The sequence below is a fragment of the Propionivibrio pelophilus DSM 12018 genome, assembly GCF_059569095.1.
Map to the genome: position 1 here is coordinate 1 of NZ_JCANUT010000035.1, position 17301 is coordinate 17301.

Consider the following 17301-nt stretch of genomic DNA (forward strand, 5'->3'; position numbering starts at 1 on the left):
CCACAGACTTCTTTACATCGTGCGAGCCTTCAATCTTTTCGCTATCTACTCAACGCAGATCGCAACCCGATCAAAAACCCACACCTATCAATCGTCCAGTTTTTAAAGATCAATTAAGCAAGAAACTTGCTGCCTTTCTTGCCTCGCCCTCATCAGCGAGGGGCGAATTATACAGCGTTTTAAAACCGTGTCAACCTTTTTTTGAGATGCCTAAAAAACAAAACACACCACAAAAAACGCCCAACACATTGATTCTTAACCACTTTCCGTCGCTCAGAAGCAACGAAAGATGCGCATTATACAGACCAAATTCGAGACGTCAACACTTAAAGCAAAAAAAGTTTAAAAAGGCCGCGAAAAATCCCGCCCACCCCGGGAATAGTACCGTCAACCCCGCTCAGTCTTCGGATCGCGGCTCAGCAACCGCTCGACAACATCGACGGCCGACTCTCCTGAATGAAGAATCGAGTCCACCGCTGTGGTAATCGGCATATCAACCCCTTTCGAGGCGGCGAGCCGAACGACTTCCTTCGCCGTACTGACACCTTCGGCCACGTGACCAAGGCCTGCAAGGATATTCTGCAATGATCGCCCTCTTGCCAACTCCAGCCCAACGCGCCGATTACGCGACAGGTCTCCGGTACAAGTCAGGATCAAGTCGCCCATCCCCGCGAGCCCCATAAAGGTAGCCGGTTGGGCGCCCAGGGCAACGCCCAGGCGCGCCATCTCCGCTAGCCCTCGCGTCATCAGCGCGGCACGAGCGTTATAACCAAAGCCGAGTCCGTCGCTGATTCCAGCAGCGATGGCCATCACATTCTTCACCGCGCCACCAATTTCCGCCCCGACGAGATCATCATTGGCGTATAGACGAAGCCGCGGCCCATGCAGCTCAGCGGCAACGCTTTGCGCGAAGGCGCCATCCCGTGAAGCCAAGGCTGCTGCCGTCGGCAATCCTTTCGCAACTTCTTCCGCAAAACTGGGTCCGGTCAGGACCCCACAGGGGATGACACCAAACTCCTCCTCCACAACCTGATGCGGCAATTTCCCACTACCGGGCTCGAACCCCTTGCACACCCAGATCAGACGCGGAGAAACCGTGACTTCGCGGATCTTCCCCAAGGTGTCACGCAAACCCACTAACGGAGCTGCCACAATCAGCAGTTCGGAATCAGCTGCCGCCCTCCCGAGATCACCTTCTATCCGCAACGACTCGGGCAGGACAATACCCGACAAGAAACGGCTATTCTCGCGCCGCTCAATCAACTCCTGTACGACATTCGGTTCGCGCGCCCAGAGCGTCACGGCATGTCGGCCATTCAGCGCGATAGCAAGCGCAGTCCCCCAGGCACCCGCACCAACGACGGTTACTCTCACCCTCAGAACCCCCAGACCTGCCCTGCGCGCACGAATCCTTCCTGGCCTGCGCGATGGCGCACTTTGATCCAACCGCCGGGAAGTGTGTCGAGGTACTCCAATCCAACGCCCTGCTCCGCCGAGAAGAGGCGATCCGAACCATCCTCGGCCTTCTTCAGGACCTCTGCCTGTCCGATTTTCACGACTACCGAACGATTCGGGGAAAGGTAACGCTTTTCGATCCATGCGAGCCCCCCTTCGGAGTCTCGCACCTTTGCCCACCCTTCGAGGCTCACCACGATTTCCACTGGCGTCCCGCGACGAATTACGAAAAGCTTAACGCCTCGCTGCGACGGCGCATCGTACAGGACCGCAGCAGTCTCAACGCTGCGAAACTCGACAGAAAGGGCCGACAGAGGAACCCAAGCCGCACATGACAACATCGCCAACAACAATCGCCCCATGCTCACTCCCACGCTCCTCCCTTCCGACACCCCAAACAAATCCCTTACACCATGTTTCAAGCAGTCGCAGCCGGCTCCGCCTCCTGCTGCTGGCGTGCCGCGTACATGGCTTCAAAATTAACGGGCTGAAGCACTACAGGAGCAAAGCCGGCACGGGTTACCGAATCCGAGACCACTTCGCGGACATACGGGAACAGGATATTCGGACAGGCAATAGCCAACAGTGGCTCCAGATTCTCTTCCGGAATGTTTCGAATGCGGAACAAGCCCGCCTGCCCTACCTCGACCAGATAAACGGTCTTTTCTCCAATTTTTGCAGTGACGGTGGCAGTAAGTGTCACCTCAAAAATATCGTCACCAACCTTTAACCCGCCAGTCTGTAGCTGCAATCCGATTTCCGGAGCCTCACGCTCAAGATAAACGGCAGGTGCATTCGGAACTTCCAAAGACAAGTCTTTGACATAGAGTTTTTCGATAGCAAACGACGGGGCTTCTTGTTCAGTCATGGTAGTTTTCTGGATGGAAGTGGAATGGACAGCGAACCGGATACAACTCTATTCCGGACCACCGGAGAGCATCGGAACGAGTTTTCCCGCCTGGTCGAGCGCGATCAGATCGTCACACCCCCCCACGTGAAAATCGCCGATAAAAATTTGCGGCACGGTGCGGCGCGATGTCCTCTCCAGCATTTCGGCACGCCGCTCCGGGTCAAGATCGACCCTTATCTTTTCTATTGCTACAACACCGCGCGCGCGCAAAAGATTTTCCGCGCGAACACAATAGGGGCAAACCGCCGTCGAGTACATGAGTACAAGAGGCTTGGCGCTCACTTCTTCGCTCCCTTTTTCAGCGGCAGCCCAGCCGACCGCCAGCCGGCAATGCCGCCTTCGAGGTTGTTGACCCGTGTAAAGCCCAGCTTCTCAAGCTGCTTGCACGCTCCGGAAGAACGCGCCCCCGTCTGGCAAACCAGTATCAGCGGCACTTCCTTCTTGCTGTCGAGTTCACCAACGCGCTCCTCGAGTTGTTCCAGAGGAATATTGCGCGAATCCGGCAAATGGCCCGCAACGTACTCATCGGTAGCGCGAACGTCCACCACCACGGCATTTTCACGATTGATTAGCAAGGTTGCCTGCGTCGGATTCACTCCATTACGCCCCCCCGGGCGACGCAGAGAGGTAAACACCAGTGCCGCACCACTGCCGACGGCCAGCAGCACGAGAAGCAGATTTTGCTGAATAAATTCCAAACGAAGCTCCAAATGTTAATTAGCGGCGAAATGAAGAACAACAAACGTAGAGGGCGCTGCCTCTTGAAAACAACTACGTCCCGCAGAAGACGTCTTGCATCATGCCAATCAACTGCAGGATGCGCGCATCACCGACACGATAGTACACACGGTTGGCATCCTTTCGTGTCACCAGCACCCCCTTGTCACGGAGGATTGCCAGATGCTGGGAGATATTGCTTTGCGACGTTCCTACGGCATCAACAATCTCTTGCACACAAGCCTCCTCGTCACCCAGAACGCACAGAATCTTCAGGCGCAAAGGATGCGAAATCGACTTGAGGGCACGTGCCGCAAGCTCTATATGCTCCTGCTTGTCGATCAGGTTAACTTGTTTAGCCACGTTGACTGACACTCGATAAATAGAAAAATCATTATAGAATAATTCGAGATCACGAGGGCGGAACACGCCGCCCGGAAGAACGCATGAACGACCCCTTTCACTCCGACGCCCTCTCCCACTTCGACTCACGTACGGCTTCACGCCAGATAACGCCACGGCGATTAATCACGTTCGTCGCAACTGCGCTATTCACGTTTGGCCTACCTTCCTTCGCCCAAGGCGGCAACGAGAATGCACTCAGATCGCCCTCCAAGGCCGATGTTACGGAAAAGAGGAGTGATCTTCGAGAGTTGCGTTCCCAGATCGAATCTTTGCGCAAGGAAATGTCGAAAGAGGAAGGCCGACGGGCCAGTGCGACAGACCAACTCCGTGGAATCGAGCGTGACATATCCTCCACACAACGCGAACTCGTTACCCTCTCCCTTCAGCGCAACAGAGTTCAAGAGACGTTGAAAGAACTCGCGAAAGAATCGCTTGAACTGGAAAACCAACTCAAGTCGACCAAATCCCAACTGGAACAGCTAGCCTATCGCCGCTACGTACAGGGACACCCCGATACCCTCCACCTTCTCCTCAGCGGCGAAAACCCAAGCCAGGTGGCGCGCGACCTCTATTATCTAGGGCTCGTCGGAAAGGAAAACGGACAACTGCTTCAGCAAACGGAGAAGCTCCTCGAAAGGAAAAAAAGCATTACTGAGCGTACGCGCGACCGTTCGGCCGAACTTGCCACAGTCGCTAACGATCAGAAGGAGCATCACGAAAAGCTGGTTGCTCAACGCCTGCACCGCAAGAGCGTGCTCGAAAAAATCTCCGCAAAAATTAGCGAACAACGCAAGGAAATCGGAAACCTGAGAAGGGACGAGAAACAGCTATCCCAGTTGGTCGCGAAACTTTCGAAGATTATTGCTGCGCGAAAAGCTTCGTCAGCCCCCCCCCGTAGTGAAGTCGCCCGACAGGGAAAGGATGCTCTGCCGAGCAAGCAGCGCACCACTAACGAAATCGCCAACGACAGAACCCCCGAAGCGATGCCGCAAGGAAACTTCTCGAAGCTGCGAGGCAGTCTTCGCCTGCCGGTAAAAGGAGTCGTCGCCAACCGTTTCGGCGGCCCAAGACAGGAAGGCGGAACATGGAAAGGATTGTTCATCCGGGCTGAAGCCGGCGGTTACATCAAGGCCATCGCCGGCGGGCAGGTCGTGTTCGCCGAGTGGATGCGGGGTTTCGGAAACCTGCTGATCGTCGATCACGGAAGCCAGTATCTATCAATTTACGGTTACAGTGATTCACTACTGAAACAGGTTGGAGACAGCGTGCATGGCGGCGACGCCATTGCCACTGTCGGGAACAGCGGTGGCAACCCGGAATCGGGTTTATACTTCGAGTTGCGTCATCAGGGGAATCCGATCGACCCTTTGCAATGGGCCAACCTGAGATGACGACGGCGTTTTTACGGAGCATTTGCACATGGGCAAGTTGAAACAAGCAAGTCTGGTCTTTGCCGGTCTGGCGGGAGGCATCCTGATCAGTCTTCAGTTTTCAGCGATGGCCGACAAGGACGTCCGCACCAACCTCCCCATCGAGGAACTGCGCACATTCGCCGAGGTTTTCAACGCCATCAAGCAGGGGTACGTTGAACCGATCGAAGACAAGAAGCTGATCACCCACGCGATCAGCGGCATGCTTTCCAACCTCGACCCGCATTCGTCCTATCTCGACGCCGATGCTTTCAAGGACTTGCAGGTCGGCACGCAAGGGGAGTTTGGTGGCTTGGGTATCGAGGTCGGCATGGAGGATGGCCTGGTAAAGGTCATTTCGCCGATCGAGGACACCCCCGCCTACCGGGCCGGGATCAAGGCGGGCGACCTGATCTTCAAGCTCGACGACAAAATGGTCAAGGGAATGACGCTATCGGATGCCGTCAAGCGCATGCGCGGCAAGCCCAAGACCCAGATCAAGCTGTCGATCCTGCGCAAGGGCGAACCCAAGCCGATCGAGATCACCCTGACCCGCGAGGTCATCAAGGTTCAAAGCGTCAAGTCCAAGCTGGTGGAGGAAGGCTACGGCTACCTGCGCATTACCCAGTTCCAGGAGACTACGGCGCCATCGGTGGTCAAGCACCTGCGCGACTTGTATCAGTCCGGCACGCTGAAGGGACTGGTTCTCGACTTGCGCAATGACCCGGGCGGACTGCTTAACGCGGCGATTGGCGTATCCGCGGCATTCCTGCCGCCCAAAGCCTTGGTCACATCGACCGACGGGCGCGTCCCGGACGCCAAACATCAATACGTCGTACAACCGGAAGACTACCTGCGCGGTTCACGCGAAGACTTCATCAAGAACCTGCCGCTCGAAGCGCTCAAGGTGCCGATGGTAGTCCTGATCAACGGAGGATCAGCCTCGGCTTCCGAGATCGTCGCCGGAGCCCTGCAGGACCACAAGCGCGCTGTCATCATGGGGACAACGAGTTTTGGCAAGGGATCGGTTCAAACCGTCATTCCTCTACCGGGCAGCACGGCCATCAAGCTGACGACTGCTCGTTATTTCACTCCGTCCGGCAGATCGATCCAGGCGAAGGGAATCGTTCCCGACATCGTCGTCGAGGAAACGCCCAACGGGACCTCAGCCGCACGGTTGCGTGAGGCCGACCTGGAAAACCACCTCGAAAACTTCCGGGAGGAAGAAAAAGCGAAGGAGGCCACGCCGCAGCAAAAGCCGCAAGGCAAGACGCTGCAGTCGCCGAAGCCCAGCCCGGACAAGGAAGGCGATGAGGACACCTTCGAGCCCTTGGGACGTGAGTTAGCGTCGAAAAAGGACTACCAGCTCAACCAGGCGGTCAACCTGCTGAAGGGGCTGCAAATCATGCAGGGAAAATAGCCTTTTCCGCGGGGGAATGACATGAAACGTCCACCCGAAGCACCCCAAAAGCCGGCGCCGATCCGCAAGGAACGCACCATACGCTTCGCGGAATTCCCGCCCGGCCAGACGCCGGAAGCGATGAGTTTCCTCGGCGGACTCGCCCATCTGGAAATCAAGCCGGGACTCGACGGCACCTCGGTCGACGCCATTTATGACCTGCATGACCACTCGCTCGAAGAGCTGGAATCAGCCCTGACGGACAAGGGCTTCCACCTGGAGTGCTCCTTGTTCAACAAGCTGGTTCGCGCACTGATCTACTATATCGAAGAGACAGAAATCCATAATCTCGATGCGCCGACGCGCCTTCTCAAGCGCTCGCAAAACGAAGCGTACACTCAAGCGTGGGAGCGGCATCCGCACGGCGACCACGACGACACTCCGCCGGAATGGCGCGAGTACAAATAGAAAACATTTCGTATAGTCACCCTCTTCCGTGCATCAACACGATGAACGACCAACAGCTGCTCCGCTACAGCCGGCACATTTTGCTGGATCAACTAGGCGTCGAAGGCCAGGCCCGCATCCTTGACGCAAAAGCACTGATCATCGGAGCAGGAGGCCTGGGGTCACCCGCGGCCATGTATCTGGCTTCCGCGGGCGTGGGGAAGATCACCCTGGCCGATGGCGACACTGTAGATCTGACCAATCTGCAGCGGCAGCTACTTCACTCGGATGAAAGCATCGGGCACGCCAAGTCGCTTTCCGGGCGCGCAACGCTCGCCCGAATCAATCCGGGCATCATCGTCACGCCGATCGCCGAACGGCTATCCGGCAAAAAGCTGGAAGAACTCGTTGCCGATGCGGACGTAGTGCTCGACTGCTGCGACAATTTCGAGACACGCCACGCCATCAATCGCGCCTGCGTCGAGGCAGGCACACCATTGGTATCGGGAGCGGCAGTACGTTTCAGCGGCCAGATTTCCGTCTTCGATCCGCGCGATGCCGCATCGCCCTGCTACCACTGCCTGTTTCCCGAAGGGGAGAATGTCGAAGAATTACGTTGCGCAGTAACAGGAGTCTTCGCCCCGCTCACTGGAATCATTGGCGCAATGCAGGCCGCCGAAGCTTTGAAGGTAATTTGTGGCGCCGGCGAAACCCTGCACGGGCGACTGTTGCTGCTCAATGCATTGACGATGGAATGGCGCAGCGTGCGCTTCCACAAGGATCCGCACTGCGCAGTCTGTGCCGTCAGATAAGACGGGCCACGACACGCAGATCGGTGCCAACCATTCGCATGTCGCGAACGGCGAGCCGCTGCTTGCTGCCGAGAGAAGCCAATTCCGGCATATCGAACATGCCCCGCGCCTTGTCGCCAATCAAACACGGCGCAAGATAGAGTAGCAATTCGTCGACCAGCCCTTCCCCTAGCAGCGCGCCGTTCAACCGGCCACCGCCTTCGACGTGCACCTCGTTCACCCCGCGCCGCGCGAGTTCTGCCATCAAAGCAGCCAGATTCACCTTGCCGTTGCCATCCGGGAAGGGCGTCACTTCGGCGCCCCGGGCACGCAAAAGGGTCGCTTTTTCCTCATTTTCAGCAGCCGTCGCCACCAGCAGATCACCGCCAACCAGCACACGGGCTTCGGGGAATAACTCCAACCGGGAATCAACAACCACCTTGCGCGGCTGGCGCTCCGTCGCCACCCCGCGCACGTTGAGTTGCGGATCGTCGTCGCGCACGGTGCCGATACCGCTCAGGATAGCGCAGGCTCGAGCCCGCCAGCGGTGGCCGTCCTGCCGCGCCGCCGGTCCGGTAATCCACTGGCTGACCCCGTTGAGCAGCGCCGACTTTCCGTCGAGACTGGCCGCCAGTTTCAGCCGCACCCACGGACGCCCCCGGGACATGCGCGACACGAAGCCCACGTTGAGTTCACCCGCTTCCGCCGCGAGAAGCCCGCACGGTGCGATGATCCCTGCGTCAACGAGCATGGCCATGCCGCGTCCCGCGACCTGCGGATTGGGGTCCTCCATCGCGGCCACAACGCGCGCGACGCCGGCCTCGATCAAGGCTGCGGCACAGGGCGGCGTGCGCCCGTGGTGACTGCACGGCTCAAGCGTCACATAAACAGTAGCGCCGCGCGCCGCCGAACCGGCGACACGCAACGCCTCGACTTCGGCATGCGCCTCGCCAGCCTTGCGGTGCCAACCTTCACCGACAACAGTTCCGTCATTGACGATCACACAGCCCACGCGCGGATTCGGCGTGGTCGAATAAAGCCCCTTTTCCGCAAGGCGCAACGCCCTTGCCATGAAAGCGTGATCAGCCGGGCTGAACATGGAGGAAAAATCAGTCAGACGCGCCGCTGGCCCGGACGCGACACTTCCTTGACGAGATCGGAAAATTCGTCAACGTCTTCAAAACTGCGGTAGACCGACGCAAAACGCACATAGGCCACCTTGTCGATCTTCTTGAGTTCATGCATGACCATTTCGCCGATTTTTTCTGAGGGGACTTCGCGCTCCCCCAAGGTCAGCAATTGCTCCTCGATGCGCATGATGACCGCGTCGACGGCCTCGACCTTCACCGGCCGCTTGCGTAACGCCAGCCACAGGCTGGCAGCCAGCTTCTCGCGGTCGAAATCGACACGCGATCCGTTCTTTTTGACCACCTGCGGCAGGCGGATCTCGGCCCGCTCGTAGGTGGAAAAGCGCTTGTCACACGAAAGACAGCGCCGACGGCGACGCACAATGTCGCCGTCTTCGTTGATGCGCGTATCTGCGACCGTCGTATCGGACGCCCCGCAGAATGGGCAGCGCATGTGCTATCAGGCTCCGTAGACCGGATACTTCTTGCACAACACCGCCACATCCGCACGCACCCGCGCCAGCACCGCTTCATCATTCGGTGCCTCAAGCACATCGGCGATCAGATGCGCGACCGTTTCCGCTTCGATCTCGGTAAAACCGCGTGTCGTCATCGCCGGCGTGCCGATGCGGATGCCCGACGTGACCATCGGTTTCTGCGGATCGTTGGGAATCGAGTTCTTGTTCACGGTGATGTGCGCCTTGCCCAAGGCCGCTTCAGCCTCTTTGCCGGTGATGTTTTTCGAACGCAGGTCGACCAGGAACACATGCGACTCCGTGCGTCCGGAAACGATGCGCAGTCCGCGCTCTTCCGACAACACGCGGGACAGTACGCGGGCGTTGGCGACCACCTGCTCCTGATACTCGCGGAACTCGGGAGTCAGCGCCTCCTTGAAAGCGACGGCCTTGGCGGCGATCACATGCATCAGCGGACCGCCTTGCAGGCCCGGGAAGATCGCCGAGTTGATGGCTTTTTCGTGCTCGGCCTTCATCAGGATCACGCCGCCGCGAGGGCCGCGCAGGGTCTTGTGGGTCGTCGAGGTCACCACATCGGCGAAAGGCACCGGATTCGGGTAGCAGTCGGCAGCAATCAGGCCGGCATAGTGCGCCATATCGACCCAGAAGATCGCACCGACTTCCTTGGCGACCGTGGCGAAGCGCTCGAAATCGATGCGCAGCGAATAGGCGGAAGCCCCGGCGATGATGATTTTCGGCTTGTGCTCGCGGGCCAGCGCTTCCATCTTGTCGTAATCGATCTCTTCCTTTTCGTTGAGACCGTAAGCGACAACGTTGAACCACTTGCCGGACATGTTCAGCGGCATCCCGTGGGTCAGATGGCCGCCCTCGGCCAGGCTCATGCCCATGATCGTGTCGCCCGGCTTGGCGAAGGCCATCAGCACGGCCTGGTTGGCTTGTGAACCGGAATTCGGCTGGACGTTGGCGGCATCGGCGCCAAACAGCTCCTTGAGGCGATCGATGGCGATCTGCTCGGCGATATCGACGTATTCGCAACCGCCGTAGTAGCGCTTGCCGGGATAGCCTTCGGCATACTTGTTGGTCAACTGCGATCCCTGCGCTTCCATCACCGCCTTGCTGACGTAATTCTCGGAGGCAATCAGCTCGATGTGCTCCTCCTGGCGGCGATTTTCGCTTTCGATCGCCTTCCAGAGATCAGGATCAACTTTTGCCAGGGTATCTTTTGCCGAAAACATCGTTCTTCCTCACAAGCCATTGAAAGGAAGCGGATTGTATCACGCGGTCAATCCCGCGATTGACAATCCAGATGCGCCGTATCGGCCCAGCTTTCGATCGCCCATTCCCCGTTCTCGATGGCGATTCGGCTGATTCCTGTATTGGGAATCGGATAGTCGCGCGGCGCGCTCAGCGGCAAGTGACGGGCACGCCGATAAATCACATCCAGCACGCCACCGTGAGTCACCACGACGATCGTCTGACCGGGATGACTCTGCGCCAGCAGATCGACACAAACGAGCACACGCTCCTGATGCTGCCGCCGGCTTTCCCCACCCAGCGGGACATGCTCGGGGTCACCAGACTCCAGCGCTTCAGCTTCTGTCGCGAAGGCTTGCGCGATTTCACCGATCGTCATTCCTTCACATCGGCCGAAATTGCGCTCGCGCAGCGCCGGCTCGTGCCGCACGCTCAGGCCAAGGGCGCAAGCCAAAGGAGCTGCGGTTTGCCTGGCGCGCCAGAGATCGCTCGAATAGATCGCCGCCGTCCCTTCCGGGCGAAAACGCAGGCCAAGCGCCTCCGCTTGGGCCAGACCGTTGGCGTTGAGCGGCCGATCGATATGCCCCTGCATGCGCAACTCGACATTCCACTCCGTCTCGCCGTGACGGATGAAGTAGATCCTTGCCATTCTTCCTGTTCTCTTCAGATAAAAAAACCTTCCACAACAAGGCGGTATGCCTTTGTCACACGACCTGCCGAATAGCTTCACCGGCCGAGCTATGCGATAATTTCGCCCCTGTTTGCCGACCGGGCAGGGTCAGGAATCCCACAAGGACGCTGCATCGCCCGGTCGAGTCTCCGGGTGCGATCCATCCGCTGTCCTGCCGATGCAAACAATCGCCACCCGGAATTCTGACACCAAACAAGGACTTTTCCCGTGAACGCCCTCCTCAAACTGTCGCGCCGGATCGATGCGCTGACGGAACGTATCGGCAAGCTGGCCATCTGGCTGGTGCTGATCGTGGTGCTGATCAGCGCCGGCAATGCCCTCATGCGTTATTCGATCAATTTCAGTTCAAATGCGCTGCTGGAAATCCAGTGGTACCTGTTCGGCCTGATCTTCCTCCTCTGCGGCGGGTACACTCTGTTGCGCAACGAGCATGTCCGCATTGACCTGATTTCCGGGCGCTTCTCGAAAAAGGCACAAACCTGGATCGACATCTTCGGCATCCTCTTCTTCCTGATGCCGATGGCCATCGTCATCATGACGCTTTCATGGCCGGTATTTGTATCCGCGCTCGAGTCCGGCGAGATGTCCAACAGCGCCGGCGGACTGATCATCTGGCCTGCACGCCTGATGGTGCCAGTGGGGTTCTTCCTGCTCATCCTGCAAGCATTGTCCGAGCTGATCAAACGCTTCGGTTTTCTTCAGGGACTGTGTCCCGACCCGACCGACAAGAAGAAGGCACCCAGTCACGAAGAGGAACTGATGAACGCCATCAAGGCAAGGAAGGGTGAAGCGTGATGGCCGAGTTCCTGATCGCCAACATGGCACCGATCATTTTTGTGTCGATGGTCGCATTCCTCCTCCTCGGATTTCCCGTCGCCTTTGCGCTTGCGGCCAACGGCATCGTATTCGGGCTGCTCGGCATCGAACTGGGATTGCTGGGACCGCAGCTGTTCCAGGCGCTGCCCGACCGCATTTTCAGCGTCATGGCCAACGAGACGCTGCTCGCGGTACCGTTCTTCACCTTCATGGGGCTGATTCTCGAGCGCTCCGGCATGGCCGAGGACCTGCTCGACACGATCGGTCAACTGTTCGGACCGATACGCGGCGGTCTAGGCTACGCGGTCATTTTCGTCGGCGCCCTGCTGGCGGCCACGACCGGAGTTGTCGCCGCGTCGGTGATCTCGATGGGCCTCATCTCGCTACCGATCATGCTGCGCTACGGCTACGACAAGCGGATCGCCACCGGCGTCATCGCCGCTTCGGGAACGTTGGCCCAGATCATCCCGCCCTCGCTAGTGCTGATCGTCATGGCCGACCAGCTCGGAAAATCGGTCGGCGACATGTACGCCGGCGCCTTTGTCCCGGCCATCGTCCTCTCGCTGCTGTATGTTGGCTACGTCGTCGGCGTCGCGATCGTGAAGCCCGCTTGGGTTCCTGCTCTGCCGCCCGAGGCGCGCACGCTGCGCGGCACGAAGCTCCTGCTGCGCGTCATCACCACCCTCCTGCCGCCGCTGCTGCTGATCTTTCTGGTACTCGGCACCATCTTCCTCGGCATTGCGACGCCGACCGAAGGCGGCGCGATGGGCGCGTCGGGTGCGTTGCTCATGGCCATCGTGCGCAAGCGGATGAACCTGACCCTGCTCAAACAGGCGATGGAAAGTACCGCCAAGCTGACAACCTTCGTCGTATTCATCCTCGTCGGAGCGCGGGTTTTCTCGCTGACGTTCTACGGTGTCGACGGCCACCTCTGGGTAGAACACCTGTTGGGCAACCTTCCCGGCGGGCAGATCGGTTTCCTGATCGTCGTCAACATCCTGGTGTTCGTGCTGGCCTTCTTCCTCGACTACTTCGAACTGGCGTTCATCATCGTGCCGCTGCTCGGCCCGGTTGCCGAAAAGATGGGAATCGACCTGATCTGGTTCGGGGTGCTGCTCGGGGTCAACATGCAAACATCCTTCCTGCACCCTCCGTTCGGGTTCGCCCTGTTCTTCCTGCGCTCGGTAGCCCCGGCGTCGGTGAAGACCAGCGACATCTACTGGGGCGCGATTCCGTTCGTTTTCGTTCAACTGCTGATGGTCGCCCTGATCATCGCGTTCCCGCAAATGGTCACCTTCAGTATCGACAAGGGACCGGTGGTCGACGTGAACACGATCAAGATCGAAGTACCTGTCATGGACTACCAGTACGACGCCGTGCCGAGTCAATAACAGAGCGGCGAGGTCACCTGCACAACAAAACGGGAGCCGAGGCTCCCGTTTTTTGTTACGCCTATCCGCCTCAGGTTTTCCGGCTGAACATGAAGTTGGCGTACGAGCCTTCGCAGACCCGGTACCAGGAATTCTGCTCATCCAGGAACTTCTTGTAGTCGTCGTAGATTTTCTTGAACAGCGGGTTGCTGGCAGACGTTTCCGCGTAGTACTCCATGGCGGCCTTGTAGCTGGCTTCCATCACATCCTTCGGGAACGGGCGCAACTGCGTGCCCGAACCGATCAGCTGCTTCAACGCCACGGGGTTCTTGGTGTCGTAGCGAGCGCACATCTCGGTATCGGTTTCGGCGCAGGCGGCCTCGATGATCGCCTGGTATTCCTTCGGCAATTCGGCCCACTTCTGCGCGTTGATGTAGGTCGAGATCTGCGGACCACCTTCCCACCAGGCCGGATAGTAATAGTACTTGGCCACCTTGTTGAAACCGAGTTTCTGGTCATCGTACGGGCCGACCCACTCGACGGCATCGATCGTTCCTTTTTCCAGCGCGGGGTAGATATCCGGACCGGCGATCTGCTGCGGCACGACGCCGACCTTGGCCAGCACGGCGCCGGCGAGACCGGCAACGCGCATCTTCAGACCATTGAGGTCTTTGACCGACTTGATTTCCTTGCGATACCAGCCGCCCATCTGCACCCCGGTATTACCCGACGGGAAGGAGACGATGTTCGACTTGGCGAACAACTCGGCCATCAGTTTGGCGCCATTGCCTTGCCGATACCAGGCCTTGATCTGGCGGGCGTTCATTCCGAACGGGATGGCCGTATCGATGCAGTACGTGGGATCCTTGCCGAAGTAGTAATACGAGCAGGTGAAGCCCATCTCGACCGTATTGTCCTTGACCGCATCATGCACCCCGGCCGGCGGCACGATTTCGCCGGCAGCGAACAACTGGATCTGGAACTTGCCACCAGACATTTCGTTGACCCGCTTGACGAGGAATTCGGCCGATCCGTGCAGCGTATCCAGGCTCTTCGGGAAGCTCGAAGCAATCCGCCACTTGATCGTCGGTGCGTTCTGCGCGATCGCCGGGGCGGCAACAGCCCCCGCGGCGAGACCGACCCCCGCTTTTTTCAAAAAGGAACGTCTTTCCATGAGTTGTTCTCTCCGTGAGTTATGAACCGATCTTCAGACAACCGATGGATTATAGCCAAAGCTGCTTTGGCCAATCGGGCTTTTTCTCGCTTCCGGGAGGCCGCGCTGCGCAGCATTTCCTTGCTACGCACTTGAACTTCAGCTCATGGATATCGGATACTCGCGGTCGGATAAAACAACGACATCAGCACAGAGGGACCATGAAATGAACCATCGCATCATGCGCATCGCCGCCACCTATGCCATCTGCCTAGCCAGCCTGCTGAATATTTCGCAGGCACAAACCAAGCTGGCCCTTGCACACGGAGCGGCGCCGGGCAACCCGCGATCGGAAGCTGCACTGAAGTTCGCAGAGCTCGTCAAGGCAAAGAGCGGGGGAAAACTTTCCGTGGAAATCGGTGGTCCGACTCAGCACGGTGACGAAGTGGCCATGCTCTCGTCGCTATCCACCGGCAAGCTCGACATGAGCATCAACTCGCAGGGGCCTGCCGGATTGCTTGTTCCCGAACTCGCTGCACTGGGACTTCCCTACGCGTTTTCGAGCTCGGCCAAGGCGCTTGAGGCTCTCGACGGAGCGATCGGCGAGGAATTGGCAAAAAAATTCGAAGCCAAGGGCATGGTGCTGGTCGCCTGGATGGACAACGGCATTCGCCAGATGAGCAACAACAAACGTCCGATCAGGAAACCGGAGGACGTTCGCGGCCTGCGACTGCGAACCACGGCCGACAAGTCGACCATGGACCTGGTGCGCGCGCTCGAGGGGACGCCGGTACCGATCAATTTCGGGGACCTGTACGTGGCACTGCAACAAGGCTTCGTCGACGGGCAGGAGAATCCGCTGGCCAACATTTACTCGGCCAAGCTGCACGAGGTGCAAAAATACATTTCAATCACCAACCACAAGTTCGAGGCCACCCCGTTCTTCGTCAGTCTGGCGACCTGGAAACGGCTGTCGTCTGATGAGCGCTCGCTGATCAAGGACGCTGCACAAGAAGCCGCCAAGCTGCAACGCAAGCTGATGGCCGAATCCGACAGCCGTCTACTTGCCGAGTACAAGAAGATGGGCTCGGTTCAGATCAATGAGGCCGACGTCCCGGCCTTCAAGGCCGCGACGCAAAAAGTCTGGGACAACTGGGAGCTGAAGCCTTTCGGCGCCTTCGTCAAGAAACTGCGCGCCGCTTCGAATTGATTCGCGGCAACGTGCCGGAACACCTCACCAGGAGAGTCGCCCCATGACCATCGCCCAACGCCTGATCGCCCTGATCGCCACTGCGCTCGCCAGCCTGCTCATCCTGGCAGGCGTCAGCTACCTGCAGACCGAGAAGGTCTTCAAGGCGGCCAACTACGCCAACGAAAACACCGTACCGAGCCTGGAAGCCATCAACAAGACGATCAGTGCCTTCCTGCAGATCCGCATCCAGGTCCTTTACCACCTCGTCGCACTGGATCCTGCACAGAAGACCGCCACGGAAAAGGCGCTCGAAGGGGAGGTCGCGGAAGTAGACAAGAGCATCAAGAACTATGAAGCCCTGATCACCGACGATGAAGACCGACGCTTTGTCGAAGCGCAGAAGACGGCCTTCGGCGAGTACAGGGACGCAATCGCCGCAATCATTTCCGAATCGCGCAACTACGAGACGGAAAGGGCGCTCAAGGAAATGGAGAAGGCCAAGGTCATCGGCGACAAGCTAACCAAACTTTTCGCCGACCATATCCACTACAACGACGAACTTGGCGAAAAGGCGGCGGCCAAAGCGCTGGCCGCCAAGCACACCTCGAACATCATTGCCGGCGCAGTCCTCCTCGCGGCATTGGTAATCCTTGCAACAGCCGGATTCATCACGCTACGCAGCCTGACGTCGCGCATCGCGGTCGCCAACAACCTCGCCGCGCGCATTGCCGCCGGCGACCTGACGGCGTCGACCCAGCTGACCAAATCATCCCGCGACGAAATCGGTCGCCTCCTGCAGTCGCTGGAAACGATGCGCGCCGAACTGGCCAGGATCATCGGCGAGGTCACCAGCAACGCCGACAGCGTGTCGTCCTCCGCCAACATGCTGTCGACCTCGGCCGGTCAGGTGGCAACCAGCACCGAGGCGCAAACCGCCTCGACCGCCTCGGCCGCTGCCGCCGTCGAAGAGATGACGGTGAGCATCGACCACATTGGCAGCAGCGCGACTGAAGCCAGCCAGCGCGCCACGGAAGCGGGTGAGAGTGCCATCGAAAGCGGGCAGAGCGTCGACACGGCGGCATCCAGGATTTCCGAGGTCGCGGAGAGGGTGGAACACACCGCAACGCAGATGCAGGAACTATCCGCGCAGGTGCAGCAGATCGGCAGCATCGCTGTAGTCATTCGCGAGGTCGCCGACCAAACCAACCTGCTCGCGCTCAATGCGGCCATCGAGGCCGCCCGTGCCGGCGAACAAGGCCGCGGCTTCGCGGTCGTCGCCGACGAGGTGCGCAAGCTCGCCGAGCGGACGACCGTCTCCGTGCACGAGATCAGCGACGTCATTGCCAACATCCAGAGAGGCGCGACGGCCGCAGTCGACAGCATGCAGTCGAGCCGCGAGGTTGTCGGCGAAGTCGTCAACGTGGCGAAAAGCGCCAGCCTGTCGATGGAGACGATTCGCACCTCGGCGGAAACCGTGCGCCATGCGATCGAAAGCATTTCCGACGCGTTGCGCGAGCAGAAAACCAGTTCCGTCGACCTCGCCCGCAACGTCGAGTCGATCGCCCAGATGTCCGAGGAAAACTCGGCCGCGGTGGACTCGGTGTCGACTACGGCGCAGCATCTGGTCGAACTCTCCGGCACGCTCAAGTCCAGCGTTGCGCGCTTCCGGCTCTGACCGCAGCAAGAAAT

The 17301-nt window shown here is 59.0% G+C and carries 19 protein-coding genes; 8 read left to right on the top strand and 11 right to left on the bottom strand.

Annotated features, from left to right (window positions below):
* Window positions 1-387: 387 nt before the first annotated feature.
* From BO74_RS13830 to BO74_RS13855, 6 genes are all read right to left on the bottom strand, one after another.
* Window positions 388-1374, bottom strand: coding sequence for an NAD(P)H-dependent glycerol-3-phosphate dehydrogenase (locus BO74_RS13830; protein WP_496442962.1), 987 nt, complete (start codon window positions 1372-1374; stop codon window positions 388-390).
* A gap of 2 nt (window positions 1375-1376) precedes the next feature.
* Entirely contained in the window at window positions 1377-1817 is a 441-nt protein-coding gene (locus tag BO74_RS13835; RefSeq protein ID WP_496442963.1) for an SH3 domain-containing protein, read from the bottom strand.
* Window positions 1818-1873: 56 nt separating this feature from the next.
* Window positions 1874-2323 carry a protein-export chaperone SecB gene (gene secB / locus BO74_RS13840; protein ID WP_496442964.1) on the bottom strand — a complete coding sequence of 150 codons (450 nt, stop codon included), beginning with the start codon at window positions 2321-2323 and terminating at the stop codon, window positions 1874-1876.
* Window positions 2324-2371: 48 nt separating this feature from the next.
* Window positions 2372-2623 carry a glutaredoxin 3 gene (grxC, locus tag BO74_RS13845; protein ID WP_496443000.1) on the bottom strand — a complete coding sequence of 84 codons (252 nt, stop codon included), beginning with the start codon at window positions 2621-2623 and terminating at the stop codon, window positions 2372-2374.
* A gap of 20 nt (window positions 2624-2643) precedes the next feature.
* Complete coding sequence (locus BO74_RS13850; protein ID WP_496442965.1) at window positions 2644-3063, bottom strand: rhodanese-like domain-containing protein; 420 nt, start codon at window positions 3061-3063, stop codon at window positions 2644-2646.
* A 73-nt stretch (window positions 3064-3136) separates the two neighbouring features.
* The gene (locus BO74_RS13855) at window positions 3137-3445 is read right to left on the bottom strand and encodes an ArsR/SmtB family transcription factor (RefSeq protein ID WP_496442966.1); all 309 of its coding nucleotides are present in this window, start codon (window positions 3443-3445) and stop codon (window positions 3137-3139) included.
* 83 nt (window positions 3446-3528) lie between these two features.
* Between BO74_RS13855 and BO74_RS13860 the strand changes: the two genes are divergently transcribed.
* The 4 genes from BO74_RS13860 to BO74_RS13875 are packed head-to-tail and all read left to right on the top strand — an operon-like array spanning window position 3529 to window position 7554.
* A complete protein-coding gene (locus BO74_RS13860) occupies window positions 3529-4878 on the top strand; it encodes a murein hydrolase activator EnvC family protein (RefSeq protein WP_496442967.1) in 1350 nt (449 codons plus the stop codon).
* Between the two features lie 28 nt (window positions 4879-4906).
* Window positions 4907-6316: a S41 family peptidase gene (locus tag BO74_RS13865; protein WP_496442968.1), complete on the top strand. Its 1410-nt coding sequence runs from the start codon at window positions 4907-4909 to the stop codon at window positions 6314-6316.
* 21 nt (window positions 6317-6337) lie between these two features.
* The gene (locus tag BO74_RS13870; protein WP_496442969.1) at window positions 6338-6763 is read left to right on the top strand and encodes a hypothetical protein; all 426 of its coding nucleotides are present in this window, start codon (window positions 6338-6340) and stop codon (window positions 6761-6763) included.
* 41 nt (window positions 6764-6804) lie between these two features.
* A complete protein-coding gene (locus BO74_RS13875) occupies window positions 6805-7554 on the top strand; it encodes a HesA/MoeB/ThiF family protein (protein ID WP_496442970.1) in 750 nt (249 codons plus the stop codon).
* On the opposite strand, the gene ribD is transcribed toward BO74_RS13875, so the two are convergent.
* The 4 genes from ribD to BO74_RS13895 are packed head-to-tail and all read right to left on the bottom strand — an operon-like array spanning window position 7547 to window position 11039.
* Window positions 7547-8605, bottom strand: coding sequence for a bifunctional diaminohydroxyphosphoribosylaminopyrimidine deaminase/5-amino-6-(5-phosphoribosylamino)uracil reductase RibD (gene ribD, locus BO74_RS13880; protein ID WP_496442971.1), 1059 nt, complete (start codon window positions 8603-8605; stop codon window positions 7547-7549). The genes BO74_RS13875 and ribD overlap by 8 nt on opposite strands.
* Before the next feature lie 41 nt (window positions 8606-8646).
* Window positions 8647-9114, bottom strand: coding sequence for a transcriptional regulator NrdR (nrdR, locus tag BO74_RS13885; protein WP_496442972.1), 468 nt, complete (start codon window positions 9112-9114; stop codon window positions 8647-8649).
* 6 nt (window positions 9115-9120) lie between these two features.
* On the bottom strand, window positions 9121-10371 hold the full coding sequence (gene glyA, locus BO74_RS13890; RefSeq protein ID WP_496442973.1) for a serine hydroxymethyltransferase: 1251 nt from the start codon (window positions 10369-10371) through the stop codon (window positions 9121-9123).
* A 47-nt stretch (window positions 10372-10418) separates the two neighbouring features.
* Entirely contained in the window at window positions 10419-11039 is a 621-nt protein-coding gene (locus BO74_RS13895) for a histidine phosphatase family protein (protein ID WP_496442974.1), read from the bottom strand.
* 249 nt (window positions 11040-11288) lie between these two features.
* On the opposite strand from BO74_RS13895, the gene BO74_RS13900 reads away from it, so the two are divergent.
* Together BO74_RS13900 and BO74_RS13905 are read left to right on the top strand one after the other, a co-directional pair.
* Window positions 11289-11876 carry a TRAP transporter small permease subunit gene (locus BO74_RS13900; protein WP_496442975.1) on the top strand — a complete coding sequence of 196 codons (588 nt, stop codon included), beginning with the start codon at window positions 11289-11291 and terminating at the stop codon, window positions 11874-11876.
* Window positions 11876-13288 (top strand): TRAP transporter large permease, encoded by a 1413-nt coding sequence (locus BO74_RS13905; RefSeq protein WP_496443001.1) that lies wholly within the window; start codon window positions 11876-11878, stop codon window positions 13286-13288. Before BO74_RS13900 ends, BO74_RS13905 begins: the two co-directional genes overlap by 1 nt.
* Before the next feature lie 70 nt (window positions 13289-13358).
* Here BO74_RS13905 and BO74_RS13910 read toward each other — a convergent pair whose 3' ends face one another.
* Window positions 13359-14441: a TRAP transporter substrate-binding protein gene (locus BO74_RS13910; protein WP_496442976.1), complete on the bottom strand. Its 1083-nt coding sequence runs from the start codon at window positions 14439-14441 to the stop codon at window positions 13359-13361.
* Between the two features lie 205 nt (window positions 14442-14646).
* Here BO74_RS13910 and BO74_RS13915 point away from each other — a divergent pair, with 205 nt between their 5' ends.
* Together BO74_RS13915 and BO74_RS13920 are read left to right on the top strand one after the other, a co-directional pair.
* On the top strand, window positions 14647-15630 hold the full coding sequence (locus BO74_RS13915) for a TRAP transporter substrate-binding protein (RefSeq protein WP_496442977.1): 984 nt from the start codon (window positions 14647-14649) through the stop codon (window positions 15628-15630).
* A 43-nt stretch (window positions 15631-15673) separates the two neighbouring features.
* Entirely contained in the window at window positions 15674-17287 is a 1614-nt protein-coding gene (locus BO74_RS13920) for a methyl-accepting chemotaxis protein (RefSeq protein WP_496442978.1), read from the top strand.
* Window positions 17288-17301 lie beyond the last annotated feature (14 nt).

Coding starts and splice junctions, on each gene's coding strand:
- BO74_RS13835 (WP_496442963.1), bottom strand. CDS start 1,817: ATGGGGCGATTGTTGTTGGCGATGTTGTCATGTGCGGCTTGGGTTCCT.
- secB (WP_496442964.1), bottom strand. CDS start 2,323: ATGACTGAACAAGAAGCCCCGTCGTTTGCTATCGAAAAACTCTATGTC.
- grxC (WP_496443000.1), bottom strand. CDS start 2,623: ATGTACTCGACGGCGGTTTGCCCCTATTGTGTTCGCGCGGAAAATCTT.
- BO74_RS13860 (WP_496442967.1), top strand. CDS start 3,529: ATGAACGACCCCTTTCACTCCGACGCCCTCTCCCACTTCGACTCACGT.
- BO74_RS13865 (WP_496442968.1), top strand. CDS start 4,907: ATGGGCAAGTTGAAACAAGCAAGTCTGGTCTTTGCCGGTCTGGCGGGA.
- BO74_RS13870 (WP_496442969.1), top strand. CDS start 6,338: ATGAAACGTCCACCCGAAGCACCCCAAAAGCCGGCGCCGATCCGCAAG.
- BO74_RS13875 (WP_496442970.1), top strand. CDS start 6,805: ATGAACGACCAACAGCTGCTCCGCTACAGCCGGCACATTTTGCTGGAT.
- ribD (WP_496442971.1), bottom strand. CDS start 8,605: ATGGCAAGGGCGTTGCGCCTTGCGGAAAAGGGGCTTTATTCGACCACG.
- nrdR (WP_496442972.1), bottom strand. CDS start 9,114: ATGCGCTGCCCATTCTGCGGGGCGTCCGATACGACGGTCGCAGATACG.
- glyA (WP_496442973.1), bottom strand. CDS start 10,371: ATGTTTTCGGCAAAAGATACCCTGGCAAAAGTTGATCCTGATCTCTGG.
- BO74_RS13895 (WP_496442974.1), bottom strand. CDS start 11,039: ATGGCAAGGATCTACTTCATCCGTCACGGCGAGACGGAGTGGAATGTC.
- BO74_RS13905 (WP_496443001.1), top strand. CDS start 11,876: ATGGCCGAGTTCCTGATCGCCAACATGGCACCGATCATTTTTGTGTCG.
- BO74_RS13910 (WP_496442976.1), bottom strand. CDS start 14,441: ATGGAAAGACGTTCCTTTTTGAAAAAAGCGGGGGTCGGTCTCGCCGCG.
- BO74_RS13915 (WP_496442977.1), top strand. CDS start 14,647: ATGAACCATCGCATCATGCGCATCGCCGCCACCTATGCCATCTGCCTA.
- BO74_RS13920 (WP_496442978.1), top strand. CDS start 15,674: ATGACCATCGCCCAACGCCTGATCGCCCTGATCGCCACTGCGCTCGCC.